The 26,883-nt window shown below is 67.5% G+C and carries 28 protein-coding genes and 1 pseudogene; 7 read left to right on the top strand and 22 right to left on the bottom strand.

Going from position 1 to position 26,883, the window contains the following annotated elements; translation table 11 throughout:
* Positions 1 to 43: 43 nt before the first annotated feature.
* A complete protein-coding gene (locus JM949_RS10095; RefSeq protein ID WP_203148148.1) occupies positions 44 to 1,201 on the bottom strand; it encodes an FAD-dependent oxidoreductase in 1,158 nt (385 codons plus the stop codon).
* Positions 1,202 to 1,308: 107 nt separating this feature from the next.
* On the opposite strand from JM949_RS10095, the gene JM949_RS10090 reads away from it, so the two are divergent.
* Positions 1,309 to 1,890, top strand: a complete 582-nt coding sequence (locus tag JM949_RS10090) for a TetR/AcrR family transcriptional regulator (RefSeq protein ID WP_203148147.1) — start codon at positions 1,309 to 1,311, stop codon at positions 1,888 to 1,890.
* A 116-nt stretch (positions 1,891 to 2,006) separates the two neighbouring features.
* On the opposite strand, the gene JM949_RS10085 is transcribed toward JM949_RS10090, so the two are convergent.
* From JM949_RS10085 to JM949_RS39055, 6 genes and pseudogenes are all read right to left on the bottom strand, one after another.
* Positions 2,007 to 2,909, bottom strand: a complete 903-nt coding sequence (locus JM949_RS10085) for a sulfurtransferase (RefSeq protein WP_203148146.1) — start codon at positions 2,907 to 2,909, stop codon at positions 2,007 to 2,009.
* A 107-nt stretch (positions 2,910 to 3,016) separates the two neighbouring features.
* Complete coding sequence (locus tag JM949_RS10080) at positions 3,017 to 3,910, bottom strand: hypothetical protein (protein ID WP_203148145.1); 894 nt, start codon at positions 3,908 to 3,910, stop codon at positions 3,017 to 3,019.
* A 72-nt stretch (positions 3,911 to 3,982) separates the two neighbouring features.
* Positions 3,983 to 4,429: an imidazolonepropionase-like domain-containing protein gene (locus JM949_RS10075; RefSeq protein WP_203148144.1), complete on the bottom strand. Its 447-nt coding sequence runs from the start codon at positions 4,427 to 4,429 to the stop codon at positions 3,983 to 3,985.
* A gap of 2 nt (positions 4,430 to 4,431) precedes the next feature.
* Positions 4,432 to 5,199 carry an SGNH/GDSL hydrolase family protein gene (locus JM949_RS10070; protein ID WP_203148151.1) on the bottom strand — a complete coding sequence of 256 codons (768 nt, stop codon included), beginning with the start codon at positions 5,197 to 5,199 and terminating at the stop codon, positions 4,432 to 4,434.
* A gap of 144 nt (positions 5,200 to 5,343) precedes the next feature.
* Positions 5,344 to 6,534, bottom strand: coding sequence for a TolB-like translocation protein (locus JM949_RS10065; RefSeq protein ID WP_203148143.1), 1,191 nt, complete (start codon positions 6,532 to 6,534; stop codon positions 5,344 to 5,346).
* Positions 6,531 to 6,626, bottom strand: a pseudogene (locus JM949_RS39055) (SigE family RNA polymerase sigma factor); the annotation flags it as partial. The gene JM949_RS10065 and the pseudogene JM949_RS39055, both read right to left, overlap by 4 nt.
* A gap of 103 nt (positions 6,627 to 6,729) precedes the next feature.
* Here JM949_RS39055 and JM949_RS10055 point away from each other — a divergent pair.
* Positions 6,730 to 7,728 (top strand): hypothetical protein, encoded by a 999-nt coding sequence (locus tag JM949_RS10055; protein ID WP_203148142.1) that lies wholly within the window; start codon positions 6,730 to 6,732, stop codon positions 7,726 to 7,728.
* Between the two features lie 92 nt (positions 7,729 to 7,820).
* Here the strand turns inward: JM949_RS10055 and JM949_RS10050 are convergent, their stop codons facing one another.
* A complete protein-coding gene (locus tag JM949_RS10050) occupies positions 7,821 to 8,399 on the bottom strand; it encodes an ImmA/IrrE family metallo-endopeptidase (RefSeq protein ID WP_203148141.1) in 579 nt (192 codons plus the stop codon).
* 4 nt (positions 8,400 to 8,403) lie between these two features.
* Entirely contained in the window at positions 8,404 to 8,769 is a 366-nt protein-coding gene (locus tag JM949_RS10045) for a helix-turn-helix domain-containing protein (RefSeq protein WP_203148140.1), read from the bottom strand.
* Positions 8,770 to 8,962: 193 nt separating this feature from the next.
* Between JM949_RS10045 and JM949_RS10040 the strand changes: the two genes are divergently transcribed.
* The 4 genes from JM949_RS10040 to JM949_RS10025 are packed head-to-tail and all read left to right on the top strand — an operon-like array spanning position 8,963 to position 11,642.
* A complete protein-coding gene (locus tag JM949_RS10040) occupies positions 8,963 to 9,235 on the top strand; it encodes a hypothetical protein (RefSeq protein WP_203148139.1) in 273 nt (90 codons plus the stop codon).
* A gap of 52 nt (positions 9,236 to 9,287) precedes the next feature.
* Complete coding sequence (locus JM949_RS10035; protein ID WP_203148138.1) at positions 9,288 to 9,680, top strand: hypothetical protein; 393 nt, start codon at positions 9,288 to 9,290, stop codon at positions 9,678 to 9,680.
* Complete coding sequence (locus tag JM949_RS10030) at positions 9,677 to 10,168, top strand: hypothetical protein (protein WP_203148137.1); 492 nt, start codon at positions 9,677 to 9,679, stop codon at positions 10,166 to 10,168. Before JM949_RS10035 ends, JM949_RS10030 begins: the two co-directional genes overlap by 4 nt.
* The gene (locus JM949_RS10025) at positions 10,143 to 11,642 is read left to right on the top strand and encodes a ThiF family adenylyltransferase (RefSeq protein WP_203148136.1); all 1,500 of its coding nucleotides are present in this window, start codon (positions 10,143 to 10,145) and stop codon (positions 11,640 to 11,642) included. Before JM949_RS10030 ends, JM949_RS10025 begins: the two co-directional genes overlap by 26 nt.
* 5 nt (positions 11,643 to 11,647) lie before the next feature.
* Here the strand turns inward: JM949_RS10025 and JM949_RS10020 are convergent, their stop codons facing one another.
* From JM949_RS10020 to JM949_RS10010, 3 genes are read right to left on the bottom strand one after another with little or no spacing between them, the layout of a single operon-like run.
* Positions 11,648 to 13,156, bottom strand: a complete 1,509-nt coding sequence (locus JM949_RS10020; protein ID WP_203148135.1) for a class I SAM-dependent DNA methyltransferase — start codon at positions 13,154 to 13,156, stop codon at positions 11,648 to 11,650.
* Complete coding sequence (locus JM949_RS10015; RefSeq protein WP_203148134.1) at positions 13,149 to 14,417, bottom strand: restriction endonuclease subunit S; 1,269 nt, start codon at positions 14,415 to 14,417, stop codon at positions 13,149 to 13,151. The genes JM949_RS10020 and JM949_RS10015 overlap by 8 nt, the downstream gene beginning before the upstream one ends.
* On the bottom strand, positions 14,414 to 17,023 hold the full coding sequence (locus tag JM949_RS10010) for a type I restriction endonuclease subunit R (RefSeq protein ID WP_238432887.1): 2,610 nt from the start codon (positions 17,021 to 17,023) through the stop codon (positions 14,414 to 14,416). The genes JM949_RS10015 and JM949_RS10010 overlap by 4 nt, the downstream gene beginning before the upstream one ends.
* A gap of 469 nt (positions 17,024 to 17,492) precedes the next feature.
* Here JM949_RS10010 and JM949_RS10005 point away from each other — a divergent pair, with 469 nt between their 5' ends.
* Positions 17,493 to 17,939, top strand: a complete 447-nt coding sequence (locus JM949_RS10005; RefSeq protein ID WP_203148132.1) for an NUDIX domain-containing protein — start codon at positions 17,493 to 17,495, stop codon at positions 17,937 to 17,939.
* On the opposite strand, the gene JM949_RS10000 is transcribed toward JM949_RS10005, so the two are convergent.
* The 10 genes from JM949_RS10000 to JM949_RS09955 form a co-directional block, all read right to left on the bottom strand.
* A complete protein-coding gene (locus tag JM949_RS10000) occupies positions 17,922 to 18,467 on the bottom strand; it encodes a histidine phosphatase family protein (protein ID WP_309232091.1) in 546 nt (181 codons plus the stop codon). The two genes, JM949_RS10005 and JM949_RS10000, sit on opposite strands and share 18 nt — an antisense overlap.
* Positions 18,376 to 19,251, bottom strand: a complete 876-nt coding sequence (locus tag JM949_RS09995; protein WP_203148131.1) for an SDR family NAD(P)-dependent oxidoreductase — start codon at positions 19,249 to 19,251, stop codon at positions 18,376 to 18,378. The genes JM949_RS10000 and JM949_RS09995 overlap by 92 nt, the downstream gene beginning before the upstream one ends.
* A complete protein-coding gene (locus JM949_RS09990) occupies positions 19,248 to 20,381 on the bottom strand; it encodes a hypothetical protein (RefSeq protein WP_203148130.1) in 1,134 nt (377 codons plus the stop codon). Before JM949_RS09990 ends, JM949_RS09995 begins: the two co-directional genes overlap by 4 nt.
* The gene (locus JM949_RS39050) at positions 20,378 to 21,472 is read right to left on the bottom strand and encodes a glycosyltransferase family 9 protein (protein ID WP_309232090.1); all 1,095 of its coding nucleotides are present in this window, start codon (positions 21,470 to 21,472) and stop codon (positions 20,378 to 20,380) included. Before JM949_RS39050 ends, JM949_RS09990 begins: the two co-directional genes overlap by 4 nt.
* Positions 21,451 to 22,005 (bottom strand): phosphoribosyltransferase, encoded by a 555-nt coding sequence (locus JM949_RS09980; RefSeq protein ID WP_203148129.1) that lies wholly within the window; start codon positions 22,003 to 22,005, stop codon positions 21,451 to 21,453. The genes JM949_RS39050 and JM949_RS09980 overlap by 22 nt, the downstream gene beginning before the upstream one ends.
* Positions 22,002 to 23,642 carry a hypothetical protein gene (locus tag JM949_RS09975; RefSeq protein ID WP_203148128.1) on the bottom strand — a complete coding sequence of 547 codons (1,641 nt, stop codon included), beginning with the start codon at positions 23,640 to 23,642 and terminating at the stop codon, positions 22,002 to 22,004. Before JM949_RS09975 ends, JM949_RS09980 begins: the two co-directional genes overlap by 4 nt.
* A 263-nt stretch (positions 23,643 to 23,905) precedes the next feature.
* Positions 23,906 to 24,418: a DUF4254 domain-containing protein gene (locus JM949_RS09970; protein WP_203148127.1), complete on the bottom strand. Its 513-nt coding sequence runs from the start codon at positions 24,416 to 24,418 to the stop codon at positions 23,906 to 23,908.
* A gap of 90 nt (positions 24,419 to 24,508) precedes the next feature.
* Positions 24,509 to 25,162, bottom strand: coding sequence for a GNAT family N-acetyltransferase (locus JM949_RS09965; protein WP_203148126.1), 654 nt, complete (start codon positions 25,160 to 25,162; stop codon positions 24,509 to 24,511).
* Positions 25,163 to 25,184: 22 nt separating this feature from the next.
* The gene (locus tag JM949_RS09960) at positions 25,185 to 25,865 is read right to left on the bottom strand and encodes a GOLPH3/VPS74 family protein (RefSeq protein ID WP_203148125.1); all 681 of its coding nucleotides are present in this window, start codon (positions 25,863 to 25,865) and stop codon (positions 25,185 to 25,187) included.
* A gap of 9 nt (positions 25,866 to 25,874) precedes the next feature.
* Positions 25,875 to 26,879 (bottom strand): acetamidase/formamidase family protein, encoded by a 1,005-nt coding sequence (locus tag JM949_RS09955; protein WP_238432885.1) that lies wholly within the window; start codon positions 26,877 to 26,879, stop codon positions 25,875 to 25,877.
* Positions 26,880 to 26,883: the final 4 nt, after the last annotated feature.

Here is a 26,883-nt window from a genome sequence, read left to right as displayed (position 1 = left end):
CTGCGGCCGGCGCGCCGGACCTGCTGACGCCGGCCGGCGTGGCCTAACCCGGCGTTCGTTCCCGGTGCGACAGCCCGGACAGCCGCAGCGCGATCCGCCGCCGGACCGGTGGCACCGCACCGAGCAGCCGGAGCAGCACGTCCCGAGCCGGCCGGCGGGCCGGGGACGTGGCGGCCAGCCGGGTCAGCCCGGCGGCGAAGCTCAGCACGTCCGCAGCCATCGGCCGCTGGCGGGCGCTGTAGTCGTCGAGCAGCGTGTCCGGGCCACCGTCGAGCACGTCCGCCACTGCGCTGCCGAGGGCGACCCCGTCGCAGATGCCGAGGTTCATGCCCTGCCCGCCGGCCGGGCTGTGCACGTGCGCGGCGTCACCGGCCAGCAGCACCGGCCCGGCCCGGAAGGTGTCGGCGATCCGGTGGTGCACCCGGAACCGGGAACCCCAGAGCACCTCGGTCACCCGATCACGTCGCCGCACCGGACCGCGCTCGTCGAGCAGCGCCTGGAGGTAGGCCGCGTCCGGGTCGGCCGGGGCGTTCGCCACGGCGGCGACCAGCCGGACCACCCCGCCGGGGAGCGGTGCCCAGACCAGCGGCCCGGAGCGGGCGAGGAAGAGCGCCGCCTCGTCGCGGGGCAGGTCGCTGCGCACCCGCACGTCGGCGAGCACGAAGGACTCCTCGTCGTCGGGTCCGCTGAAACCGATGCCGGCCAGTTGCCGGACTGTGCTGTGCAAACCGTCCGCGCCGATGACGAACCGGGCGCGCAGCGCCACCCCGTCCACCTGCGCCAGCAGCCCGTCGCCGGCGCGGCTCAGCCCGGTCAGCCGGCACGGTCGCCGCAGCGACACACCGAGGTCGGCCAACTTCCCGGTGAGCACGGCCTCGGTGACCGCCTGGGAGACCAGCAGCGCGTAGGGGAAGCGGGACGGCAGCTCGTGGAACGGCACCGACAGCAGCACCCGGTCCCGATCGCGGACGGTGAAGCGCGGCGCCCGGACCGCCTGGGCGATCAGCGGTGCCGCGGCGTCGATCCGGTCCAGCACCTCCAGGGTGTACGCGTGCACGACGGCGGCGCGGGAGGTGGTCGGCGGCTCAGCCAACCGGTCCAGCACTGTCACCTGCACCCCGCGCCGGGCCAGCGTCAGCGCGGTGGCGAGACCGGTGGGGCCAGCGCCCACCACCAGGACGTCGGTGCTCGTGGGCAGCATGGCAACCTCCCGACAGCCGTTGCCAACATTTGTTGGCAAACACCTGTTGGCAACGCTAGGGCGCGCCCTGATGGCGTGTCAACAGGTGTTGGCATACGGTTGTCGCCATGACCTCGCCGGCGCCGTCGACCCATCCCCGCCGCTCGGACGTCACCCGGGCGGCGATCCTGCGAGCGGCTCGGGAACGGTTCGCAACGGACGGATACGAGCGCGCCACCATCCGGGCCATCGCCGCCGACGCCCAGATCGACCCGTCGATGGTGATGCGCTACTACGGCAGCAAGGAAGGGCTCTTCGCGGCGGCGGCCGAGTTCGACCTGCGGCTGCCCGACCTCAGCTCGGTGCCACCCGATGACCTGGGCAAGGTGCTGGTCCGGCACTTCCTCGCCCGCTGGGAGGGCGACGAGACGCTGGTGGCGCTGCTCCGCGCCGCCAGCACCAATCCCGGTGCGGCCGAACGCATGCGCGGCATCTTCACCGACCAACTCACCGCTGCCGTTGCCACCTTCGGCACCGACCCGGCGACGACCGCCCGACGGGCCGGCCTGGTGGCCAGTCAGATCCTCGGCCTCGCCTTCACCAGATACATCGTCCGGCTGCCGCCCATGGTGGACACGACGCCGGAGGACCTCGTCTCCTGGATCGCACCGACCCTCCAGCGCTACCTGACCGGAACGCCACCGGACTGACCCAACCTTTGCCCGCCTGCCGTGCGTCTGCCAGCTGACGCGCACCGCGCCGGCTGACTGGCAGAACGCCCGTCCCCGCGCGACGTGTGCAAATCGCGCGGGGACGGCTGTGCCGCTCAGGCGGCGAGGCCGCCGGGCTGGTCGCCCTTCACCACGGGTGCCCGGACCAGGTTGCCCCACTCGGTCCACGAGCCGTCGTAGTTGCGCACCTGCGGGTAGCCCAGCAGGTGCCGCAGCACGAACCAGGTGTGGCTGGACCGCTCACCGATCCGGCAGTACGCGATCACGTCGTCGTCCGGGCTGAGCCCGAGCTGGTCGGCGTAGATCGCCTTCAGCTCGTCGGCGGACTTGAACGTGCCGTCGGAGTTGGCGGCGGACTTCCACGGCTTGCTGACCGCACCCGGGATGTGCCCGCCGCGCAGTGCGCCCTCCTGCGGGTAGTCCGGCATGTGCAGCATCTCGCCGGTGTACTCACCGGGGGACCGGACGTCGACAAGCGGCCGACCGGCGGCGATATGCGCCATGACCTGCTCGCGGTAGGCCCGCAGCGGCGCGTCGTCGCGCAGCGGCACGGGGTAGTCGGCGCGCGGACGGGCCGGCTTGTCGCGGGTCACCTCACGCCCCTCGGCGATCCACTTCTGCCGGCCGCCGTCGAGCAGCCGCACATCGGCGTGGCCGAAGAGCGAGAACACCCAGAGGGCGTACGCGGCCCACCAGTTGAAGTTGTCGCCGTAGAAGACGACCGTGTCGCCCCGGCCGATGCCCTTCGCGGCGCACAACTCGGCGAAGCTCTTGGCGTCCAGGTAGTCCCGGGTCACCTGGTCGTTCAGCTCAAGGTGCCAGTCGACCTTGACGGCGCCGGGAATGTGACCGGATTCGTAGAGCAGCACGTCCTCGTCGGACTCGACCACGACGAGGCCCTCGTCGCCCAGGTGCTCGGCCAGCCATTCGGTGGTGACGAGCCGCTGCGGGTCCGCGTACGACTGGAGGCGGGGATCAGGATCGTTCGGCACAGACATGAGCCCCAAGGTACGCCGGATCGCCGCTTCCGACCGCTGTAACGAGGACCGCCCACCACCCCGGGACGGGATGGTGGGCCGGCGCGCCCTGGCCACTCAGCGGTAGGTCACGCACGCACGGTGAAGGCAAAGCTGGCCGAGTCCGACTGGGTGCCGTCCCGGTTGACGCTCCAGACGGTGAGCACGGTGAAGCCCGCCTTCGTCGGCGTCCAGGTCACCGACGCGGTGCCGTCGGCAGCGGCGGCCACCGTGCTGGTCACCGTGCCGAAGCGGTAGCGGTAGCTGACCACGTCCGACTGGCGCGGGGTGAAGGTGAAGACCCCGGGCACGCCCGGGCCGCCACTGGTGGCACCCTGCTGGTAGACCGTCGCGGAGATCTTCGGAGCGATGCTCAGCGCGAACGTGCGTACCGCGGTGGCGGCCACGTCGGCGGCGGTCACGCTGGTCACGGAGAGCGTCCGGTTGCCGCCCCGGGTCGCGGTGACGGTGAGCGTGGCGGTGCCGTCGGCCGCCGCCTCGACGGTCTGCTCCGGGTCGCCGTCCAAGTGGAAGCGGTAGGGAACCACCCCGGCCATCCCCGGCTGAACGGTGAACGTGGCCGGCACGCCGACCTCGGCGAGTCTGCCGGTGACGATCGGCGAGATGTCACTCGCCCGGAACTCGTACCGGGCCTCCGGCGAGCGGTTGCCAGCGGTGTCGACGCCTACCACAGTGAGGCTGCTGGGCCCCGCGTCCGGGGTGATCGTGACCGTCGCCGAGCCACCGGGCCCGTCCGCCGGCACCGTCTGGACGACGCCACCGTTGAGCTGGTAGCGGAAGCCGACCGCGTCCGGCGTGGCCGCGGCATCGAAGGTGAACTGGCCGGGCAACGCCGGATGCCAGCCCTCGGTCGGGAAGTCGGTCGAGGTGACGGTCGGCGCGACCGCCGGGCCCTGGAAGTCGGTTCGGAAGTAGCAACTGCCACTCCACTCGCCGGTCGCCCCGCTGTCTGCCGCCCGCACCTGCCAGGCGGGAGGTCGGACATCGGGCGACCCCGATTCCGAGCAGGTCTCCACAGTGGAGGCCAGACCCACTCAGGCCCGGCGGTGGGCGATCCGGCCGGCGACCACGGTCACCAGACAGGCACCGTCGACGTCATGCACGGCGAGGTCGGCCCGTCCGCCCGGACGCAGGGTCGGCACCGCGGCGGCGGCCAACACCAGCAGGTCACTCCGATCGACCGCGGCCCGCAGCGCCGGGTCGCCCAGGTGCTCCGCCAGCACCGCTGTCACCCCGTCGCGCAGCAACCCGTACACCCGCTCGCGGGGGGTGGGTGCCGCCGGAAGGGGGCCGTCGTGCACCAGGCCCGGCCCCAGCGTGCCGGGCCAGCGACGAACCCGAACCCCCGGGTACGCCCCGGTCAGCTCGGCCAGCGGGCCGACGGCCCCGACCCGGTCACCGTTGACCAGCACGGCGTGCCCCGGCACCGGCGCACCGCTCTGGTCGCGGCGCAGCAGCGGCGCGGTGTGCAGGGTGAGCACTGTCAGTCGACGATCGGCCCGAGCTGCGGACGCTTCGCGGTCACCGTGTCGCCGGACGACCGGCCGGTCAGCCGCCGCTTCACCCAGGGGGCGAGGTGTTGACCGGCCCAGCGCAGGTCGGCGGCGCGGGCGGCCAGCCACGGCGACGGCGCCGGATGCGGCGGGACCAGCAGCCACTCCTCGTCGCAACCGACCCCGAGCGCGTTCAACACCTGACCCGCGACCCGCCGGTGACCGGCCGGGGAGAGGTGCAACCGGTCGGTGCTCCAGAGCATCGGGTTGAGGAACGTGTCGTCGGCGTACAGGTCGACCATGATCGCGCCGTGCCGGTCGGCGGTCTCACCGACCGCCTGGTTGAGCAGCTGCACCCGGGGAGCGACCAGGCGCTGACCGGGCAGTCGGGCCATCACGTCGGCGAACCGGAAGAGCAGTACGTCTGCGCCACCCGAGCGCAGCTGCCGGACCACCTCGTCGAAGCGGGCGACCAGGGTGTCCGGATCGAAGGTGCGGCGCAACACGTCGTTGCCGCCAGCCGCGAAGCTGATCAGGTCGGGCTTCATCGCCACCGCCGCGGGCACCTGCTCGGCGACCACGCTGGGGAAGAGCCGACCCCGGATGGCCAGGTTCGCGTACCGGAAGTCGGGGCCCGCCTCGGCGGCGAGCCGGGTCGCCACCAGGTCCGCCCAACCCCGGAAGGTGCCGTCCGGGTACGCGTCGTCCATGCCCTCGGTGAAGCTGTCCCCGACCGCGACAAAACTGCGCCAGCGCACCCGCGCCCCCTCACGCCATTCGTTGCCTGCGGCGACCAGTCTGTCACCGGAGGCACCACCGGCACCGCCCCGATCGACGGACGTGGCGGAGGTCATGGACGGGCGGATCACCCGGAGATGACCCGCCCTTCGCCGTTCTGGTCGTCAGGCCACGACGGCCAGGATCTGCATGTCCCTGAACGCCGCCAGCTCGGCGGTCTCGGAGATCTTCCTGCCGTCCTCGTCCACCAACAGCACGGCGTACCCGTTGCCGGCCCGGACTCGTACGACCATCGACCCGTCGGTCTGGAAGTGGAGCTGCCACAGCTCGCGTCCGCCGAGTGGCAGCGCGACCGACTTGCCGGTCCGGGTGTCCAACACGACGTTGACGCGCAGGTCGCGGGCGACGTCGCCATCGTCCCCACCGGGCTTCTCCCGCAGCAGGGCGACCCGGGAGCCGTCCGGGGAGAGACTGGCGACGTCGTTGCTGCGCCACCCGTCCCGCGAGAAGCCGGGAACGACCCGCCTCGTCGTGCCGTCCGTTGCGTAGAGGGTGACCCCGAGGTCGGTGTTCATGGCGATGGTCCGACCGTCGGCCGACCAGAGAGCGTGGCAGGCGGCAGGTTCAGTGGCCCACCAGCGCACGGTCTTGGCCGTCGAGCGCACGTCCAGCACACCGTATCGGCCGGGCCCACCCGCGTCGTTCGCCTTCGTCTCGCGGAACAGCAGTTGCCGCCCGTCCGGCGACCAGACCGCGGTGACGCAGTACGGATCGACATCCGAGCGCACCTTCTGCCTGTCGGAGCCGTCGACGTTGGCGACGAAGAGGTTGTTGCTGTTGCCGTCGCTGTCCACCCAGGCCACCCGACGGCCGTCCGGCGAGACGCTCACGTTGCCCTTCAGCGCGAGTTCGGGCAGCGCCAGCAGTCGTACCGGGTTGTCGCCGGGGCGCCAGGATCGCAGGTTCGCGGCCTCCGCCCCGGTCAGCTCGGCGGGGCCGTAGACGAGCTTCCCGAACTTCACAGCCGACGTGTTCGTGCTGGACCCGCTGCCAGGTGAGGTACCGGGCGGGTCGCCGGCGCTGGTGGACGCCGGCGGGCTGGGCGGCTGGGTTGGCGACGGGGTCGCCGTGACCGACGGGGTGTCGGCGGGCTGCGGGTTTGGAGACTGGTCCGGCCGGATGGCGAAAGCGGTGCCGGTCGCCGCCGCGATCAGCACCAGAGCGGCGGCCGAAGTGGCCACCGCCCGCTGGATGCCGAGCCGGCGGGACGTACGCAGAGTCCGGTCCCGCAGGTCGACCACGGTGACCTCTTCGGCCAGCTCGCTCAGGTCGAGCCGGAGGCGCTGGTCGTTCATCGGGCGCTTCCTTCCAGGACGTAGAGCTCGGCGAGTTCGGGCGCGACGACGCGCAACTTGGCAAGCGATTTGGCGGTCTGGCTCTTCACGGTAGTCAAGCGTCGAAAGAAGCCAACTCCAACTCCAACTTCAACTCCGAATCCACTCGTGGCAGGCAGTCGTTTCTTGATCGACTTTGGTCGCTAGTGTGCTGACATGGAGATCCGCACCGAGCAGCAACTTAACCCTGTGGCAGACGAAGTGTCGGCTGTCACAGCAGTGGTGCGCCCCATTCTCATCGGTATTCTCTACTCATTAAAGGCCGATGTGGTCGAGGAGGCAGGGGGCCGGGAGGGCCTGAAGCTGAAGATGCTTTCTCGCCTTCGCCGCCCAGGTGACGGTGACACCGGCATCTGTTTCGAATACGCAGCGCATGACGCCGTTAGTCGAGGTGAAGCGAGCGTCTCGGAACGGGTGTATGACGCGCTTGCTCTATGCAATGTTCCGGGTGAAGAGGTTGGCTCAATCCTCTTCGGAGCAGAAAAGGCAGGATCTCAGCAACTCATCGACACCGCCGCCGCGCTTCTGACAGACGAGTCGTCACTACTTTCGGGCTCTCGTGGACGCCCCGTAAAACTGAAGCGCCACCTTGCCGCAGCCTCCGCCGCCTTTCGGCGGAAGGGCCAAGGATCTCTTTTGCCACACAGCATCAGCGGGTTGTGGCGCGCAGATCTATTCCTCGGATCCCCCGATGCGGACCGCTGGGTCGGAACCACGGTAAAGATTAATCCTGGAGCGCTTCAGGGCGACCGGGGACTTCGGATCGGCATCGTTCCCGCCAATCAGGGGAAGTCCGACAAAGTAGTGAGGGACGACAAGCGAAAGCTTGTCGTATGTCCACTTCCATACGACGGCAAGTTCGTCGAAACCTTCTACCTCGCCTGGGAGGTAGTAATGGCGTTCCTCAACGCCGACGGCAAGCTGCCCAAGGACGCGGAACTTCCCCGACCCGCTGCCCGCACTGTTGCGCGGTATCTCGCCGATCGTCGTGAATTTCCTGTCCTCGAGGTCGTGGCGGCATTGAAGAGCCTGGCGCAGCCCGAACTTCTCAAGACCGAGACCAGTGCTGCCGGGATCGTCATCTCAGGCGGAACATCGACCCAAATCGAGACAGCATCGGTTCTTGCGCCAGAGGCTCGATTGCGAACAGCCTAAGCCCGGCCAAGTCGTACTTCACCGCCGTTCCCAGCGCGGCTCAAGCTCGCACACTACGTCCTGTAGCCGGATATCAGGGTAGCGTCCGACAATTAGCGGTTACCCGTAGGCTGGCGATTTTTGCTCTGCCGCAGCCTTTGGGCACCGCTCATGTTGAGGCGGTACCGGAGCATCTCTGGGCTAATGCCGTAGCGGCGTTGGGCGGCGTCCGCTGCGACGTTCCGCGTGACGAGACCTCGTGCGGCTTGGTCCGTGAGCAGTAGCTTCCCGCCTAGGCAATCCGCCTCGTCCTCCATCTCCTGGTCCCAGTGACGGCAGCCGCTGGCGTTGAACGCTATGGCGGGGGTATGTAGAAGCAGACCGTGGGCGAGTTCGTGGCAGATACTGGAGCATTGCCGAGGGAGCCCGTGTGCGTCGTTTACGACGATGCGCCGCTTCGAGCCCTTGAACACGGTCGCGGCGCTGAGCGACTTGTCGTCCTCCTCCAGCAGGCACGACACCGCCGGCTCTTCAACCGCGATGTCGCTGAGTTTCCGGATCTCGATGTCCAGGTGCGCAGCTAGCTTCCACGGGTCCAGTGGGTCGAAGTTTCCGAGTCCAAGCTCGGCTCGGATGGACTCGGCAGTCTCGTTAGCTTCACGGTGGAAGCCTTTACGCAGCTTGCCCGTCATCAGCTCAGCCGTCCGTCATCTGGCGATACATAACCTCGATGACCTTCTCGATCGCCTCGGCCTTGCGGTCGTCGAGGTTCTTGTCTGCGCGCAGGTAGGTCGAAACGCCAGCGAGTGTGCCGTGTGTTTCCTGCCTTGACTGCGTCCGACGAACGAAGTCGTCGGCGCTCAGCCCGGCCCAGTCCACTAGCGCGGCCAGGCTGTCGACATCCGGTCGGCGTCCTTGGGCCAGCCGGGTCAGCGTTGACGGACTCACCTTGGCCTCGTCCCCCACCTGCTTCCAGCGCAGCCCTCGCTCCGCCCGGGTCCGGTCCAGCGCTGCGTAGAACGCTGCGGCGTCGAAGCGCCCCTTCTCAGGCTCATCGCTCATCCCGTCTCCCTCGTCTCGTCGAGCCACCCCATCATTGCACGAGTGAAACGGCTTGCATCAGCGGCATCTCCGTGCGAAGGTCAAGTTGCAACACCGGCACGCGTTGCGATGTAGCAATCGCAGCGCACCGAGAGGTCGGGGTGAAGTCTGCCCGCCTCCGGCACCAAGATTCACTGCGCGAGAGAGAGCAACCATGCCCAACAAGCCCCACGACATCAAGGTCACGGTCACGTTCGCGACCGCCGAACGGCCATACCACCGCGAGTACGCCGGCTCGGTCACGATCGGCACCGTGCTGGGAGACTCCCTGACGGCCTTCGGCGTGACCGCTGACGGGACCACCCGGTACTACCTCAAGCACGACGGCGACGAGATCCCCGTCGACAAGACGCTCGGAGAGATCGCCGGCCACGCCCACGCTCTGCACCTCAAGCTGCGCACCGAGACGATCCAGGGCGCGAGCTGACCCGATAATGGATATCGAGAGCACGATCACTCTCGCACGGGACGTCCCGGCGGTGGAGGAATTCCTGTCCTCCACCGGCGGGCGGCTCGTGCACCGCGAAGCCGAACCGGCAGGTCTCTACTGGGCGGTCGTTCAACCCACCGCTCCCGGCAGTAACCAGTTCGTCGCACGGATCTCCTGGACGGTGTACCCCCACCGGCCACCGTCGCTACTGTTCGCTCCCGCGATCGACCAGCCGACCAGCGATCCGCGGGGCTGGCCCGCAGCGAGCGGATATCGCGCTCCGAACGACATCTGCAAGCCTTTCACCGCTGAGGGGCAGTCCCTCCACGCGGAATGGGCGACCGGCCCGCACGCCTGGCGCAACACCGGCAATCCGTTCCTCTTCGTCGTCGAGAACCTCGTTGAGGACATCAACCGGATCGGGGGTGCACGAGCCGCATGAGTCAGCCAATCCTCATCGTGCCGACTCCAGCCGTCACCCGCCTTTGCGCCGACATTCGCCGCTTCGGCCGAGGCGGCGTCGAGACCGGTGGCCTCCTGCTCACAAAGCCTGGCGACTCAACGGTGAGCGTCGTCGCGGTCGCCGGCACAACTGGAATCGTCCGCATGCACGGATTGTTCTGCATCACCAGGCCCGCCTTCGATGCGATCTTCACCTGGGCCGAAGACAACGAGCTGCAGGTCCGCGCGATGGTTCACTCGCACGCTAAGGAAGCGTTTTTGTCCCGGACCGACCGCGACGGTGGCCTGCGAGTGAAGGGCTTCCGTAGCGCGGTTGTTCCCACGTTCGACAACCCACCCGAGGACCTCGCTCGGTGGCGCTGGTGGACCTTCACGTCGGACTGGACGCCGGCTGAAGCGCCACGATGCGACCCGGTGGCTTGTATCGATAGTGTTGTCTTCGATGGAGATGGTGTACGTGCCGACTGACTACAGCCGCAGTCTCCTGCTCGCTGCAACCGCTACGGGCGGCGAACCGGACAGCCTTCGCGGTCGGATCGAAGCGTCCCAGGTCCACATCTCCGTGGACATCACTGTGCCCGGCAGCAGCACGTGCCTCCTAGTCCTTGTCGCAGACCTGAGGCGCCTGCCTATCCACCTCAGTCTCGACCCCGGCCATGGCTCCGGACGCTTGAGCGACGACCTCCTAGACCAAGCCGTAAACATCGCCGCCGGTATCGACCCGGAACGCCCGATCAAGGTTGGGGCTGCATCGCCGGACGCGCTTCACGTGCGGGTCGGTGTCGACCATGCAGCGGCGCACCTCAACGGCGTCCCCGACGGACACGGCACGCATATCCGACGGCCTGGTCACTCGTTTCCGAAGTTGCGGTACGCCGGCAGCGGCCTCGGCTCCGTCCTGACCGCAGCCATGCTTACCGGCGAGATCTTCAAGACGGTCACCACGCTCCGACCAGGATCACACCGCCGCATCGAGGCGCTCGACTTCTGTCCAGTCACACTCTTCTCACCGCAAGAGCAGGCTCCCGAGCACCTGCACGTCGAGCGACTCGCGCTCATCGGCGCGGGTGCGATCGGCACCGCCGTCGCGCTTATCCTTCGCGCGCTGGAGGCAACTGGAGAGATGACCGTCGTCGACCGCCAGATCTTCGAACCACCGAACGTGATCACCTACAGCCTCGGAAGCGGTCAAGAGGCCGCCGCCCGACTCCCCAAGGTCGACATCGTCGAAGCAGCACTTCAACATATGAACATTCGCCGCGTTCACGGGACGGTCGACGATCTCATCGCCCAGATCGACGCGGGCCACAAGCCTATGCCGCAGATAGTGCTCGGTGCCGTCGACAACATCGCGGCACGCCACGACCTCCAACGCATCTACGCCGACCTTGTGCTTGACGGCGGCACCGGTGGACGCGCCGGCACCACGGTCAGCCTGCACGAAGCCCTGCCCACCGGTCCATGTATGCGCTGCTATTTCCCCGCCAGCACGACGACCTTGACCGCTGAGCAGCGCCTCCACCAAGCTACCGGGCTCCCGCTGGCGCGGATCGCTCGAGGCGACCAAGCCCTCACTGAGGACGATCTGCGCGGCCTACCCCGCCAGGGCCGTCAGTTGCTCGAACGACACGTTGGAAAACCCGTGTGCGGCCTCGGCCGTGTCATGGGTCTGACCACCGCGGCCGGCGACGACAGCTATCAGCCGTCGGCAGCATTCGTCGCTCAGCAAGCCGCGAGCCTCATGGTCGGTGCGCTGATCGCCCGCACCCATCCCGGAGGCAACCCCGTTTCGATCCGTCAGATCGAGTACGACACGCTGCACGGCCCCCGGCCCGACATAGTCGACGATCGTCGACCGCGCTCAGACTGCTACTGCCAGACCAATACAGACATCATCCGACTGGTACGCGCTCAACGCGCCAAGAACATCCTCACGCAGTGAGCATCTCAAGCTAACGGCCCTGATGACGGCATGCGGTCTGCCGTGGCGGTGGCTTCCAACGCGGCAGCGACAGCCTCGAATTCGGTCAGGGCTGCGGTCAGATCCTCGACGATCTCTCTTGCGATGACCTCGGGTGCCGGGAGGTTTTCCATGTCCTCAAGGGACTCGTCGCGCAGCCAGGTGATGTCGAGGTTGACCTTGTCCCGGGCGAGCAGGTCGTCGTACGTGAAGTACTTGAACCGATCGGTCTCGACGCGCTCGGGTCGGGATTTGCCTGGAAGGTAGCAGGCGACGAAGTCGTCGAGGTGGTGGCGGCGTAGCGGGTTCTGTTTGAGGGTGAAGTGCTGGTTGGTGCGCAGGTCGTAGATCCACAGCCGGTCGGTCCAAGGGCTTTCGGCGGCGGGCTTCTTGTCGAAGAACAGCACGTTGGCCTTGACGCCTTGGGCGTAGAAGATCCCGGTGGGCAGGCGCAGCATAGTGTGCAGGTCGAAGTCCCGCAGCAGCCGCCGCCGCAGCGTCTCCCCCGCCCCGCCCTCGAACAGCACGTTATCTGGCAGGACTACTGCGGCCCGACCGTTGATGTCGAGAATCGTGGCGATGTGCTGGAGGAAGTTGAGCTGCTTGTTGGCGGTGGTGACGACGAAGTCCTGCCGTTCGATCTCCCGCTCCTCGCGGGCCTCGCGGCCGTCCGCGCCAACCATCGTGAGGGAGGACTTGCGGCCAAATGGTGGGTTGGACAGCACCACCGAGTACCGCTGGCCCGGGTCGGCGATCAGCGCGTCCTTGACCTCCATGAGGCTGTCGCCGGTCGGGGTGCCGATGCCGTGCAGCAGCAGGTTCATCGCCGCGAGCCGGGCAGTGCCGTCAACCAGTTCCACGCCGTGCACGAAGGTGTCGCGCAGGTGAGCGCGCTCGGTCGGCGTCAATGTCTCGGCGTGGCGGGACGCGTACTCGTGCGCCACTAAGAGGAAGCCACCAGTGCCGGCAGCTGGGTCGACCACGCTGTCGCGGACGGTCGGCTGGACGCAGTCGACCATCGCTTGGATCACCGCGCGGGGCGTGAAGTACTGCCCGGCGCCGGACTTGATGTCCTCCGCGCCCTTAGAGAGCAGTTCCTCGTACGCGTCGCCCTTGATGTCGGTGCCAGCGGCCGACCAGTTCTCCTTATCAATCAGGTCGACAATCAGCCGCTTGAGCTTGGCCGGGTCCTGAATGCGGTTCTGCGCCTTGCGGTAGATTGTGCCGAGCGTGCCAGGTTGACGAGCCAGCCTTTCGAGGATGTGCCGGTATGTGACCTCCAGGTCGTCACCCTCGGCGTCCAGCAGCCGCTGCCACGAGCAGTTCGCCGGCACAATCCGCTCCGGCTTCAGCGGTCGGGTCTCGCGCTCGTGGGCCATCTTCAGAAACAGCAAGTACGTGAGCTGCTCGGTGTACTCAATCGTGCCGACCCCGTCGTCGCGCAGCACGTTGCAGTACGACCACAGCTTGTCTACCAGCCGCCGCGCGTCAGACACTGGCCATCTCCTCAACCCTGTTCATGTCACTCGCCCGCCCCGTCAACCGCCCAGAGAACGCCGCGTCAAGCAACGCCCGTCGCAGGGCCGTCGAACGTTGACGAGCCTTTTCGATGTACTGAGCGACCGAACGAGAGCTCCATTCGAAGCCCGCGGCCACAGCAAGCATTCGTTCCTGTTCCGAAATGCTCGGGCACGGAACTTCGACGGTGTTCAGCTTTTTGAGACCGAGGTTATATTGGCCGGCGCTCGATGCCGCCATTCCCTCCAAGACGCGGCGAGACTTGGGTGCTTCCAACATTAGCTGCACCCATTCCGGTCTTGCCCGGGTTCTATCGATCTTGAACCGGATCAGATACGAGGCGAAGGCGGCGGTTACTCCTGATTGGACAACGGCAGTACGGCCTATGAGATCACGGCTGCCATTGGTCCTAACAATAAGCAGATCCCCCTCTGCAAGCATCATCCCTGAAAGATCGACACTCTCGTCAAGCGCCCTCTTCTGGTCCGAAAGATCGACCTTGCCGTCGACGACATTGGGAATACGAACAACTGGGAGCCCGGGCCCGTGATAGTCACACTTTGTTGAAGTCCCGTACCCAGCATCGATCGAGAGCCCGCCGAGGCTTACGGTAGGGCCAACATGTGACGACTGCAACACCGAGGCACGCAGCGATCGCTGACGTTTGATCGCATCAATGATTGCCCGCTCGCCCGCGTCGAGGCGGGAGAGGTGGTCTTCGAGAATGTCAACAATTCGCCGCTGCTCGTCGAGCGGTGGCAGCGGCACAGGGATCTGGCGAATGACCTTCAAACCAAGGCGCGGGCGCCCCACCCCGTGCCGGTGCTCATCCGCCCACTTGCGGACCTTTGGCCGCTGCATCGCGTACATGACCCAGCGGTTATCTACTTTCTGCGAGAGGCGGACCCGGATGCAGTCCGCTTTCACGATGGCCGGCCCGAGATTCGCCGGCGCAAGGCAGGCTCTCGGAAGGGTTTCACCGAGTGAGGCCACTAGCAGATCACCGGCTAGTACCTCATGCGCTCGAAGCACCTGAAAATGCGCCTCGGAGATGCGCGCGGGCAAGTCGTGGAAGACGCCGTCTCCAATGTTCTGTAGGCGCACTACTCTCGGGCCGCTGTCTGTGTAGTGAGCACTGGTCAGGTTAGAACCGAAGGGGCCATCAGTGATGGCGCGAGGTTCATCGGCCTGCAGGTCGTTCAATGTGACAAGCCGCCAGCCAACCGGATCTGGAGTCACGCCGTCAACGCCGTGTTGAGGCGATCGATGAGGGTGGCGGCTCCGGGGCCGAGGTCGCGGACGGCGCCGTCGATGCCGCCGCGTTCGGTGAACGGGGCGTTGTCCAAGTCGTCGGGGCTGATGCCCGCTGACGCGGCGATCACTTCGACCATGCGGTCCAGCCACCAACTCTCCGTCTCGGTGAACGTCACTCCGGCCTGCTCCTGTTGGCGGAGCCAGCCGGCGTACCGTTCGCGGATCTTCACCGCGTAGGGCACGAGTTCGTTATCTTGCCCGACGGTGTACCGGATCAGCGACACCAGGTCGGTCAGGGTGTGCCGGTCGCTGTGCCGGACGAGGTCAGCTTCGATGGCTTCGTGGGCAGCCCAGATAAGGTCGATGGTCCAGTTGCGGGGCGGGCGCTGGATGCGCTCGGCGAGTTCCTTGATGTCGGCGAAGGAAATCCGCCGCTCGCGCGCCTCGGCCAGCAGTTGGATCGCGGTGATCTCGTCGCGGTGCTCGTCCAGGTACGCCCGCCAGGACTCGACTATCGACCGGGCGCGGGAGGTGTCGACCACGCCGTAGGCGTCTTCGAGCACGTCGACGCTGACCTCGTCGATGACCCGGTCGTGGGTGCGGCGTAGCTCCAAGATTCGCTGCCGCAGCCGCGGGTTCGCCGCGATGGGGCGTACCGCGGTGTCGAGCAGGGTTTGGACGGCGGCTGCGGGGTCGGCGGCATTGGCGGTGGCACGGGCTTGGGTGTCGGGGTCGACGGCGTCGACAAGGCCGCGGACGATGTCGCGCACTGAGCCGCCGGCGACGGCGTCAAGTTCCGTGCGCTCGTCGGGCGTGAGTTGCAGTTCCAGTGCGGCCAGGCGGGAGGCGAGGGTGGCGGTTTCGGCCTCAGTGAGGGTGAGGGTGGCGGCCTTGTCGAGCAGTTGCTTGAGCGAGACGCCCTTGTCCCGGTTCAGGGGTGGATCGACAAAGTCGTGCTCGGTGACGCCGACGGCGTCGACGATGACGAACCGGGTCTTTTGGGTGGCGTCTGGGGTGACGGCCTGGAAGTCTGCCGGGGCGATGGTGCGGGCGCCGCGACCCTTCATCTGTTCGAAGTACGCTGCGGAGCGCACGTCGCGCAGGAAGAACACGCACTCCAGCGGCTTGACGTCGGTGCCGGTGGCGATCATATCGACGGTGACCGCGATGCGCAGGCTCGCCGAGGTGCGGAACGCCTGCAACTGGCCCTTGGGGTCGCGGGCACTGTAGGTGATCTTCGCGGCGAAGTCGTTGCCCTTGCCGAACACCTCGCGGACGGTGGTAACGACTTCTTCTGCGTGGGCGTCGTCCTTGCAGAAGATCAGCGTCTTGGGGACGGTGTGCCGGCCAGGGAAGATCTCGGTGAACAGTTTGTCACGGAACGTTTCCAGCACCAGGCGGATCTGCGAGGTGGCGGTAACGGCCCGGTCGAGTTGCTTGTGGGTGTACTCCAGGTCCTCGTCGAGGGTTTCCAGGCGCTGGACACGGGTGCGGCGGTCGACCTTTGGCACCACTGTGCCGGCGTCGATCTTCGAGCCCTGGTTGCTGATCTGGGTCTTGATCCGGTAGAGGTCGAAGTCGACGTTGACGTTGTCGGCCACCGACTGCGGATAGGTGTACTCCGACACCAGGTTCTGCCGGAAGAACCCGAAGGTCTGCTTGCCGGGGGTGGCGGTCAGGCCGACGATGTGCGCGTCGAAGTACTCCAGCACCCCCCGCCACACCCCGTAGATCGAGCGGTGCGCCTCGTCCACGATCACCAGGTCGAACGTCTCCGGCGGCATCCCGGCGTTGTAGACAACGCTGACCGGGGCGTCAGGCACGAAGCCGTCGAGGGTCGGGTCGTCGCCCTCGGGAGCGGTGTCGCCAGCGAGGACCTTGAAGACCCGCTGGATCGTGGAGATCACTACGCTGGAGCTGCCCAGCATGCCGGCGCTGGTGAGCTTGTCGACGTTGTACAGCTCGGTGAACCGCCGCCCGTCACCCGGCGTGCGGTAGTTCTGGAACTCGGCCAAGGTCTGGTCGGCCAGGTTGTTGCGGTCGACCAGGAAGAGCACCCTGGTGAAGCCGCCGTGCTTGAGCAGCCGGTAGCACTCGGTCACGGCCGTGAAGGTCTTGCCCGCGCCGGTGGCCATCTGCACCAGCGACCGGTCGAACCGCTGCTCGGTCAGCGACCGCTCGATGCCTTCGATCGCTGTGATCTGCGCTGGGCGCAGTGGAGCGGTATCCAGGGGTGGCAGGTGACGGACCTTAGCCCGCCACGTCGGTCGCCTCGGGTCGGCCTCCGCGTTACGGACGATCCTGGCGAGGGTGCCGGGCTGCGGGAAGGCGAAGACACGGCGGGCCCGGGGCTGGGGGTCGTAGCCGTTGGTGAAGTGGGTTTCCGAGCCACTGGCTTCGAACACGAACGGCAGCCGTCCCTCGCGGGTCAGCGCCTTCAGCCGCACCGCGAGAGGAAGGCCCTCGGCGTACATGGCCGACTGCCACTCCACCCCTGACAGCGGGGTTCCCTCCGGCTTGGCCTCGATCACCCCAGCGACCCGTTGGTCGACATACAGGAGGTAGTCGACCCGGCCGTGGCCTTTTGCCATGATCGCCTCACGAACGGCCACACCCACGCCCGCGAAGAGGTTCGTTTCGGACCGGTCTTGCACAAGCCAGCCGGCATCTCGAAGCTGCCGATCGATCAGGACCCGGGCCCGCTGCTCTGCTTGAAGCCGGACATCGCCAGACATTGCCCCCACAACCCAGAGAGGCTAGTCGATCAAGCGCACTCTCCGCATCCTCCTAGTGACCGACTACCAGTTGCCGTGCGGACTTCGAGAAGCACCGTCATGGTGTGAAACGCCCCGGAATGGTGTGTGGAACGCCCTTGCTCCTGCGTCATCAGCATCGTCTGCCGGATGGGTTCGCTGCCTAAGGGTGACGCAGCGGGGACACGTCGGGCTTTGTGGAGCCGGCCAGCACGCTTCGGCAAGAAGCCAGGGTTTCGTCCTTGGCAAGGCCTCACGGTGTAACTTCGACTCGCCTAGGCCATGGCAGCTGTTGATAGGGGTCTACATGCGTGAGGTTCTGCGTCGGTCGGTAAGAGCGATTCTGTGGGACGAACGCGATCAGCTCGTGTTGATCAAGAGGACGAAGCCCGGCCAAGCCCCTTACTGGACTGCGCCCGGTGGCGGCCTAGAGCCGACGGACGCCTCCCTCGACGCAGCCCTGCGCCGTGAGCTGCAGGAGGAGCTGGGCGCGGAGGCAGAGCGGCTCAGTCAGGTGTTCTTGTTCAGCTCGCCGTCGGGTGATGGGGTGTCCGTACAGCACTTCGTTTCCTGCCGGCTCACACGGGTTGACGAGAATGCCCGTACGGGTCCGGAGTTCGCTGATCCGGGCCGGGGTGGCTATGCCCTGGACCGGGTGGCTGTCGACCGCCTTCCTGAGGTGGATCTGAAGCCTGAGGCCCTGAAAGAGTTCATCCTCGCGAACACTGACGCGTTGCTATCGGAGTTGACCTGAATCGGGCCAGATCCCTGCCGGTGCGAGCGTGAACCGGCGCGCGGCTTGGAACACGTCCTGGGGGCAACTCGCGCCAGCGGCGATCGCCGCGACGGCACCAATGAGTACTCGGTGCGAGACGATCAAGGCGGTGTGTCCTTCGACCGGGTGTCCGAGGATCGCCGAAGCAGCCGTCGCCCGTTTGTAAAGCGCTGTGAGGCTTTCGCCCCCGGCCAGGGTCGAGTCCGGGTCGCGGAACCGGTCCCTGCGCCAGGTCTGGTACTCGAGTGGGTACTCGTCAGGTCCTTTGCCGAGGACGCAATCGGGTGGACGCCACTCGGCGTACAGCGGGTTCGGCGCGGCGAGCGGCACGCCGAGCAGCGCAGCCACGATATGCGCGCTCGTGGTGGCGCGCGGATGCGGGCTGGTCAACACGATCGCAGGCCGGACACCGCGGTCACGAAGTGCGTGGGCGGTGGCGGCAATCTGTGCCGCGCCGCGCGCGGTGAGTGGCGTGTCGGGTCGGGCATGGGCGTGGGGTCGGGTGATTCCGTCGAGGCTGGTTCCGTGGCGGATCCAGAGGGTGGTCATGACAGGTGCCAGCCGCCGTCGACGTTATCGCTTGACCGGTGATGAATCCGGCTTGCGGAGTGGCCAGGAAGGCGATGGCGGCGGCGACGTCCGAGGGTTGGCCCCGTCGTTTGATGCACTGCCGGTCGAGCTGGCGTCGGACCATGGCGTCGTGGTCGGGTACGACGTGGTGTTCTGCGGGGACCTCGATTGCGCCGGGCCGTACGGTGTTGACGGTGATGTTGTGGGGGCCGAGTTCGCGGGCGAGCGCGCGGACGAGTCCTTCCAGGCCGCTTTTCGCGGCGATGTAGCCGGCGAGGTCGACGCGTCCGATCTGGGTCATGACTGAGGAGACGGCGACGATGCGCCCGTAGTTATTCCTGATGAAGACGGGCGTGGCGGCGCGGATGACAGCGGCGTGCGTGACGAGGTTGAGTTCGAGCTGGTCGCGAAGGGCGTCGGGGTCCGTCTGGCTCCACGGGACGCGGGGGTACGCTCCGGCGTTGCTGATCAGAGCCGTGAGTCGGGTGGCGTGTTGCTCGATCGCGGCGCGGAGTGCGGTCTGGGTGTCGGCAACGGTCAGATCACCGGTGATGGTGTGGGTCTGGGCGCCGTGGCGGCGGGCGGCCTCGACGACCGCAGCGAGGTCAGCGTCGTCCTGGCGGTGGGTCAGGACGAGGTCGAAGTCGGCGGACAGCCGGGTGGCGATGGCCGCTCCGATGCCGGTGCCTGCTCCGGTGACGACGGCGATGGAGCGGCTCATGAGGGCGGCTCCGTCGGCGCACGAGAGGTGAGTCCGACGCTCTGTTCCAGGTCGGCGTCGGGTGCGTAGAGGTCGGCGAGCAGGCCCAGCGACAGAGCGGCGTCGCGGGGTTCCAGGAGCTGTAGTGGGTAGACCGCGAGGATCCGCATGGCGAGGTATGGGCGTATCCAGGTGAGTAGATCGGTGGCGGCGGAGAGTGCGAGCGGCCGGGCGAGCGTCGTGAGGTATCGGGTGATGGCTTGCTGCCGGGCCGGCGATGGTTGGTGCTGGTAGTCGATGCCGACCGATCGGTCGGAGAGTCTCTTGAGCCGTACGGTGGGTTCGACAGCTTCGGCGACCGCCATCGTGTGGTCGGCGTAGGCGGCGGTGTTGTAGTGCGGGACGAGCCAGGCGCCGTGCAGTCTCTGGTACCAGAGGAAGCAGGCGATCTCGCCGGGCAGGGCGTTGAGGCCTGCGGTGTCGTAGTCGAACCAGACGGGCCTGCTGTCGGCATCGAGGCCGATGTTGAAGTCGGTGGGGTCGCCCTGGGTTATCGCGGCCCAGACCTGCCCGTCGGGGTGGAAGGCGTCGCGTAGTTCGCTGACAAGGGCAGGAAAGTCGAGCCGTCGGGGCTGTCCGTTGACCATGAGGGTGGTCTCCCGCAGCTCGGAGGGTCGGAGACCGTCGGCGTCGGCCAGTTTGAGCACGATCGGGTCGTGGCCGTAGTAGTGGTCCAGCCTGCCGCCTGGCTGGGCCCGGCCGCGGTAGAGCTTGCTGTTGGTGCGCGAGGCCGGAACTCGGCAGATGGTCGCGTCAATGGTGCGGCGGTAATGCTGGAGGATTGCGTCGAGCCCGCGATCGAAGTTGGCCTTGCTGTCTGCGCCGGTCGATGTGAGAGCGTCGAGGAGCAGGCCGGTGTCCGGAAGATCTGGTTGGTGGCGGTCGTAGAGGGTGAGGGTCCAGTGCCCGATGCGGTGTTGGGAATGCAGCCCTGGTACCCGGTAGTGGTGGCGGATTCGTTGGTATCCGGCGGCTTCGGCGGCGGCCTCCACCGGGTTCGGGTTCACCTTGGCGAAGAGGCGGTGTGAGCCGATGTCCAGGTGGAACGTGCGGTTCATGGTGAAGCGGCGGTAGCGGGTGACCCGGATCATCGTTGCCACCACCCGGCGCACTGCCCCGCGAAGTCGGCAATGTCCTTGGCGGGAATGGCCCGAAGGTCGCTCGCGGTGGACCAGACGGTGTCGTCGTAGCGGTCCCGCACGGGACACGCGTCGGCGAGCGACATCAGGTGCGAGAACGGGGTGGCCACCGCGTGGTGGTGTGGCGATCCGGTGATCCACTTGGCGTAGCCGTGTCGTCCGTAGAGGCCGACCACGTGCGGCTGGGTGCCGTTCGGTCGGAGAGTGAGCGCGGCGAGATGAGTCAGGCCGGTGTCGTTGCCGATGACCAGCTCGGCGGTGGCGAAGAGGTCAATGCAGTCGACCGCCTTTGGTCCGTAAAGTACTTCGATCTGCCCTACGGATGCCGCAGGTTGGTGGCCCGGTGGTGTCACCAGGCTGAAGCGCCAGGCGCCCGAGTGGGGGGTCATCAGGTGTTCGGCGAGGGCACGGAAGTTGTCGATGCCGTAGTCCTTGCGGTCGGGGCGACTCGTCGTGGCCACGAAGACCACGTGGAATTGTTCTGGCGCTGCGACGGACGACCGGAACCTGGGGCACGGGTCGTCGGATGCGGGGAGCCTGACGCCGAGGGCTTGCTCGATGTCGAGGTAGTAGCGCATCGGCAGCGCGGCATGGACCTGGACCATGTCGGCGTCGATGACGTCGAGCAGTGTTGGAGGCGATTCCGGTACCGCGTCGAATTTCAAGGCGTTGTCGCTGCCGCGCGTGCCCAGCTTGTGCCCCTCGTTGTACGCGACCGTGACTGGAAGGGTGCACCGGGCGATCAGATCCGCCCGGCTGCCCGCGTACTCCAGGGTTTCGAACTGATCGTTTGTGGCGTCGTGAAGTGCCTGCGCCATGGCGAGGCCGAGTAGCAGGTCGCCGAGTCCGCGAGAGCCGAAGTCGACGCGCCACCCGTTCTCACGTACCGCGTCGAGGAGTGCCCGCCGGGGTGGGTTCTCTCCGTTGGCCCGGCGGTACGGCAGGAGCCGGCCGAGTGGTGCCTGTTCTCGTCGGACGAGGTACCGCCCGCCGCGGTGGCGCACCGGTTCCTCGGCGAGGGTCACAGCGTTGTCAGTACGCACAGCGGGACCCCGTTGCGCTCGAGTAGCTGTCGGCCCTCACCAGCGGTGTCTTCGACGAGGCAGAGCGCGCCGGTGATGTCGGCGCCGGCCGCGCGAAGCGCCTCGACGAGATTGGCCAGAGTGAGCCCGGTGGTGATCTCGTCGTCCACGATGAGGACGCGTAGTCCTGTGAAGTCGCCGTAGGCGAAGACCTCAAGACGCCGGGCATGCGGCTCGTGAAACACGAGCTTCCCGGGTAGGTCGAGGTTGACTTTCCAGGCGAGCCGATATTGGCTACCGCTGGCCCAGGCCAGCGCGATGGTCGGCACGATGCCGCCGGCGTCGAGGCCCAGGAGGAGATCGTGCGGCCGGTACGCCGGGTGCTCACACCATCGCCCCCACAGGCTTCGCCCCGTCGCCAGTACCTGTTCCGCGGCCACGTCGGTGCGGATGCCATCGAGACCGTGGACGACGCGGACCGGACGAGTGGTGTCTCCCACCCCGAGCCGGGTCACTCGCTCGGCGTGCAGAACCTTGTCGAAGGCGGTGGTCATTGAAGATCTGATCCTTCCGTCTGGGGCGTGTTGGGCGCGACCGAGCAGCCGAGCACGTCGTGGTAGGCGAGGATTTTGGCGGCGGCTCCACGGACCCGATAGGAGAGGGTTTCCTCCTGCCGCCACCGGTCGCCGCTGACCTCGGCCACTGCCGGGAGGTCGACATCGGCGTCCGGATGGCTGGTGGTGAAGGCGAGGCGAACCTCCTCGCTGCCGTCGAGGTCCACCCCGTCGGCGCGCAGGATGACCTTCATGATCAGCACGATGTGCTTGTAGACAGCGCGGACATCGGGTTCGGGGTTCGCGGCGAGTCGCCGCAGTACCATCGCCACGAGCGGCAGTTCACCGCGTGAGGCGCGGTCGTCGGTTGGTGCGTCGAAGGCGTTGAGTACGAGGTCACTTCGGCGGTAGAGCACGCCGCAGCCGTCGTGGGCTATCTGCCGCACCGCGTGCAGTACTCGGGGTGGGACCGACCCGGTGAGCATCTCCCGGGTGGTGAACGACGACAGCGCGATCTTCTCCCCCGCCGGTCCGCTCTGGGGTACACGCCTGGTCTGGAGCCAGTGCAATGGCAGCGTGTCGCGTACGACAAGGAGGTCAATGTCGCTCCATCCCGATTGCCAGCCCTGATGGGCGAGGCTCCCGGTGGCGGCGACGAGCGCGGTCTCAGAATCGGTCAGTCTGGCGACGCAGTCCGCGAGTACCGGTTGCAGGGACTCAGGGATGGCCGTGTCAGCGTGCGGCGGAACCTTGGTCCCGGACCTGCGGTGAACAACTTCCGTGACCACCCTCTTCAGCGCGGCCAGGCTGCGACCGTTGTCGATGACCGTGTCGGCGATCAACGCGATCCGGTCTCCGCCCCGGCTTTGCTTGATCGCGTCGCGGGCGGAGAGCGACTCCATGGTCTCGGTGGCGCGCTGCGCGCGAAGCCGGTCCGGAAGGCGGAGGAACAGGATCTCGCAGCGCTGGCCCCAGATCCTGCGGAGGTGTGCGGTGGCGTCGAAGCGGTGGGCGCTCTCCAGGCTGATCCGGTGTGAGCCCGGGTTCAGTGCGGCGAATCGCAGGATCTCTTCCGAGAGCATCTGCGCCTGGATGACCTCGTTCCAATCGCGATACGGATCGGCCGCTCCGTGCCGTTCAGCGGCTAGCTGCATGAGGTAGCCGATCTTCAGGCGGGTGGCCGTGTGCTCCGTGCGGAGCAACTCGCCGACAGTGCTCTTGCCGCTCTCGGACATACCAGCGAGCACCCATAGGTGCTCGATCCGGTCCGGCGGAAGCGGGGCGACGGGCACGTCGAGTTGCGCCACGGCCTCGCGGATCTCACGCTGCACATCCAGGAGCGGACGGTCCCCGCGCACCACGATGGCCTGGTACTTTTCGGCATCGACTTGAAGATCGATCGCCTCGGCCAGCCGCCGCTGATACTCGACGTAACGCTCGGTGGCAGGCACAGGCTCACGCGACACGGCGTGGTGCGCCTCGGCTACCGCCTGGTCGCTGTGGCGCAGCAGCAGGTGCAGCTCGCGGCGCGGCGTAGGGGCGTAGCGACGTGCTGTGGTCTCGACTAGCGCGAGCGCCTCGGCGGTGGAGATGCCATCCTTGACGGCCGCTGTCGCGGCGCAGGTCGCCACAAGCATCGGCCACCCGCGGTCCTCCAACGCCAAGGGACCACCACCGGCGCTCCGCGCGGCGTGGGAGCTGAACACGAGGTCGATGTGTTCGTCGGTGGTGCTGTCGACGAACCACCACTGACTGAAGTCTCGTCGGGACACCTCGGCCCATCGCCGGTCCCACCGATCGACTGTCCCGGTGAACTCGACGTCCGGCAGCGCCGAGGCCAACCAACGGGCGTTCGTGGTTTTGCCGACGTTGTCGGCGCCGTTGAGGGTGACGGCGATCCTCATCGCGGCTCCCGATAGCTCTTCAGCGTGCGCCAGTGAGGAACTCGGCGGCGACCTCCATGGATGTCGAGCACAAGGGTGTCGAAGGCCTCGGTGAGTTCGGTGAACTGCTGGAGCGCCAGCGGAGGATCGACGTCGCGCAGGCCCAGGTGGGCGGTCTCCGAGAATCTCCTCCACCGAACCCAGGCGATGGCCAGGCGGTCAATCACGGAGCCGATCGTCTCGGTGTGCAACGGTGCCCCGCGCGGAGGCTGGATCACCTGCTCGACCCATGAGTCGACCTCACCAATGAGAGCGACGCGGGTGGCGTTGAGGCGGTCGATCGACCTCTTGGCGTCAGCCACTGCGTGATCGTCAGCGGATGGGTCGCGGGAGATCGTCTCCGCCGCCCATTGTTCGCGATGGTGCGAGGCGAGCCGGGATGCCACATGAAGGGGTACAGCCCAAACCTTTGGCGGAACCTCTGGGCGGCCATCGAACGTACTGATGATCAGGTCTGAGCCGGGCAGCATTGGACAATACTGTTGGTCAGGGGCGCTTGGTAAGTCGCCGACGGAATGGAGGGACATGGTTGAGCCTCTGTCCGTTGAGGGGTGGACGGGTTAGGCGTGCTGGTCTTGCCAGCGGTTGCCCACCGGTCGCTTGGGATTGATCGGCGTCGGGCTGCTGGCTTGGTGAAGGTTCCGGCGCATGGGGCGCAGGCTCGGCCCGTCCGGCACGGTGAGGGGCGGGCGGGGCGTGTACCCGTGGCGGGTGAGCAGGTGCTCCGCGTCTGCGGTGACGGCGGTCCAGGACGGCAGGCCGATGCGGTCGAGGCGGGCGCGGTGGTGAGCCAGCAGGGCACCGCCGCGACCGGTCTGCTGATGGGTTGGAGATGTGGCGAGGAACGCCAAGTGGTAGTGCGGCTCGGTGGGCTGCTGCTGCGCGAGTAGGCCCTCAAGGGCGATGAAGCGGTCAGCATGTGATCCGGCGGCCTTCACGAGGCGGGTCGTGTAGTTGGCCGGCGGCGGGATCGGCCGGTAGCGGTGAAAACCGACGATGGCGGCGGTGAGGTCGTCGGCGAGGTGTACATCGCCGAAGAACATCGCGTGCTCTACCCATACCGCCAGGACGTCGGTCAGCACTTGGCGGCGCTGCGCCGGGTCCGGCACCAGCCAGGCGGCGAGCGGGCTGGGGTGTAGGGCGTCGGCGATCAGTGCGGCGACGGACTGCCTGTCTGGCCAGCGGGCGGCACGGATACGAAGGCTGGGGTCCACGGTGGTGTTGTCTCCTCGGCGGTCATCGGTAGGTGGCGGTGGCGAGGTCACCGACTGCTGCGTCGACGGCGGCGGTGATTTCCCGGATGGGTCGGTGGTGTTGGGCGGCGACGGTCCTCAGGTGCGCGGTCACGGTGTTGGTGTCGTCGTCGAGGTAGAGGTGGTCGGCCAGGCCGAGGACGGCGACGAGTCCGGCGAGGGCGGCGGTGTGGTTGTCGGGAGGTTCGCGGCCGGCGGCGAGGTAGCGCAGGCGGGAGCGGGCGACGACGGCCCATTTGGTGTCGGTGGCGAGGTAGGCGTCGGCACGGACCAGGCCGCCGAGGCGGCGGCGGGCGGTGTGGTGCAGGATCCCGGCGGCGACGAGTCCGGCGCGGGTGCGCTCGTACAGGTCGTCGGCGAAGCTGCGCAGGAACGCCTTCATGGTCGGGGTGGCGCGCGAGTAGTGGATCGCGGCGAGGGCGGTGTCGGCGATCAGGTCGCCGACCGGCTGCTCGGAGTTGAGGCGTAGCCACCGGTCCGCAGCCGGGCGGTCGGCGTAGGAATCGAGGGTGATACGCCCGGCGAGGAATAGGTCGATCAGAACGCCGCCGGCCATGCCCAGGGCCAGCGCTTGGCGGTGGAGGTGGGGTTGGCCGGTGTCGTCGTGGTGTCCGAGTAGGAACAGCTCATCCCGCAGCGGCAGTTGGGGTATCGAGGCGGTCATCAGATGTCCCTACTCCCGACCGCCGGCAAGGTTCCGCAGCCGGGCGTGTGCGTCGCGGTAGGCGGGCAGCGATTGCGGGATCAGGGCTTTGTCGACGGCGGCGAGGACGGTGTAGTTGGGGTCGCAGACGTTGCCGATGGGTGCCCGCCCGGCTTGGGAGATGAGTTGGTAGGCGTCCAGGGTCTGTAGGCCGCACAGGTCGACGGTCCAGGCGGTGAGGTCCTGGTGGGCGATGCGGTAGGCGTCCTCCAGGGGCCTCGCGCACCCGACCGACATGATCGCTGTGTCCGTTTCCAGGCGTGGCCAGGCGGTGTCGGCACCTTTGATGACCTCGACCGCCAGGGTCGTCATGGTGGCGATCTCCACGCCGACGCCGCACGCCTCTCCCTGGCCCTGTCGGGCGTGTCCGTCGCCGAGGGCCAGCATCGCGCCGTGCACGTTGACCCCGAGGTACAGGGTGGTGCCGGCACGGAGTTCGGGGGTGTCGAGGTTCCCGCCGTAGTGGTCGGGGACGATCGTGGACCTGGACTCCATGCCACCTGGGGCCACGCCGATGGTGCCGATCATTGGATCCAGCGGCAGGTCGACAGTGTGCTCGCTCTCGGTGGCGTGATAGCGGACCACCCCTGCAGCACGGTCGATGTCGTACACCCACACCCGCTCATCCAGCGGCGGTTGCAGGGTGGCCGTGTGCGAAGTCGAGGTCAGCGCCCCGAAGTAGGGGAACGTCGCCGACACTCCCCAGTCCCTCGCGGGGACGATGGAGGCGATGTGCACGGCGAGGGTGTCGCCGGGTTCGGCGTCCTCGACGAAGAACGGCCCCGACACCGGGTTCAGGTACGGCATGCGGCACACCTGCGATGGCAGGTCCGCAGGTCCCCGTACGAGGCCACCGAAGCAGTCCTCGGTGTGCACCCGCAGGATGTCCCCGGAGCGGACGTGCGCGACCGGGAGACGCCCGCCGAAGGTGTAGGCCAGCTCGTCGCGGGCGGGCCGGTAGGTGAACTGGTCCATCGCG

Source organism: Micromonospora tarensis, assembly GCF_016803395.1.
GTDB lineage: Bacteria > Actinomycetota > Actinomycetes > Mycobacteriales > Micromonosporaceae > Micromonospora > Micromonospora tarensis.
Note: the sequence above shows the minus strand (reverse complement) of the source record. Positions and strands in the feature narration are given on the sequence as shown.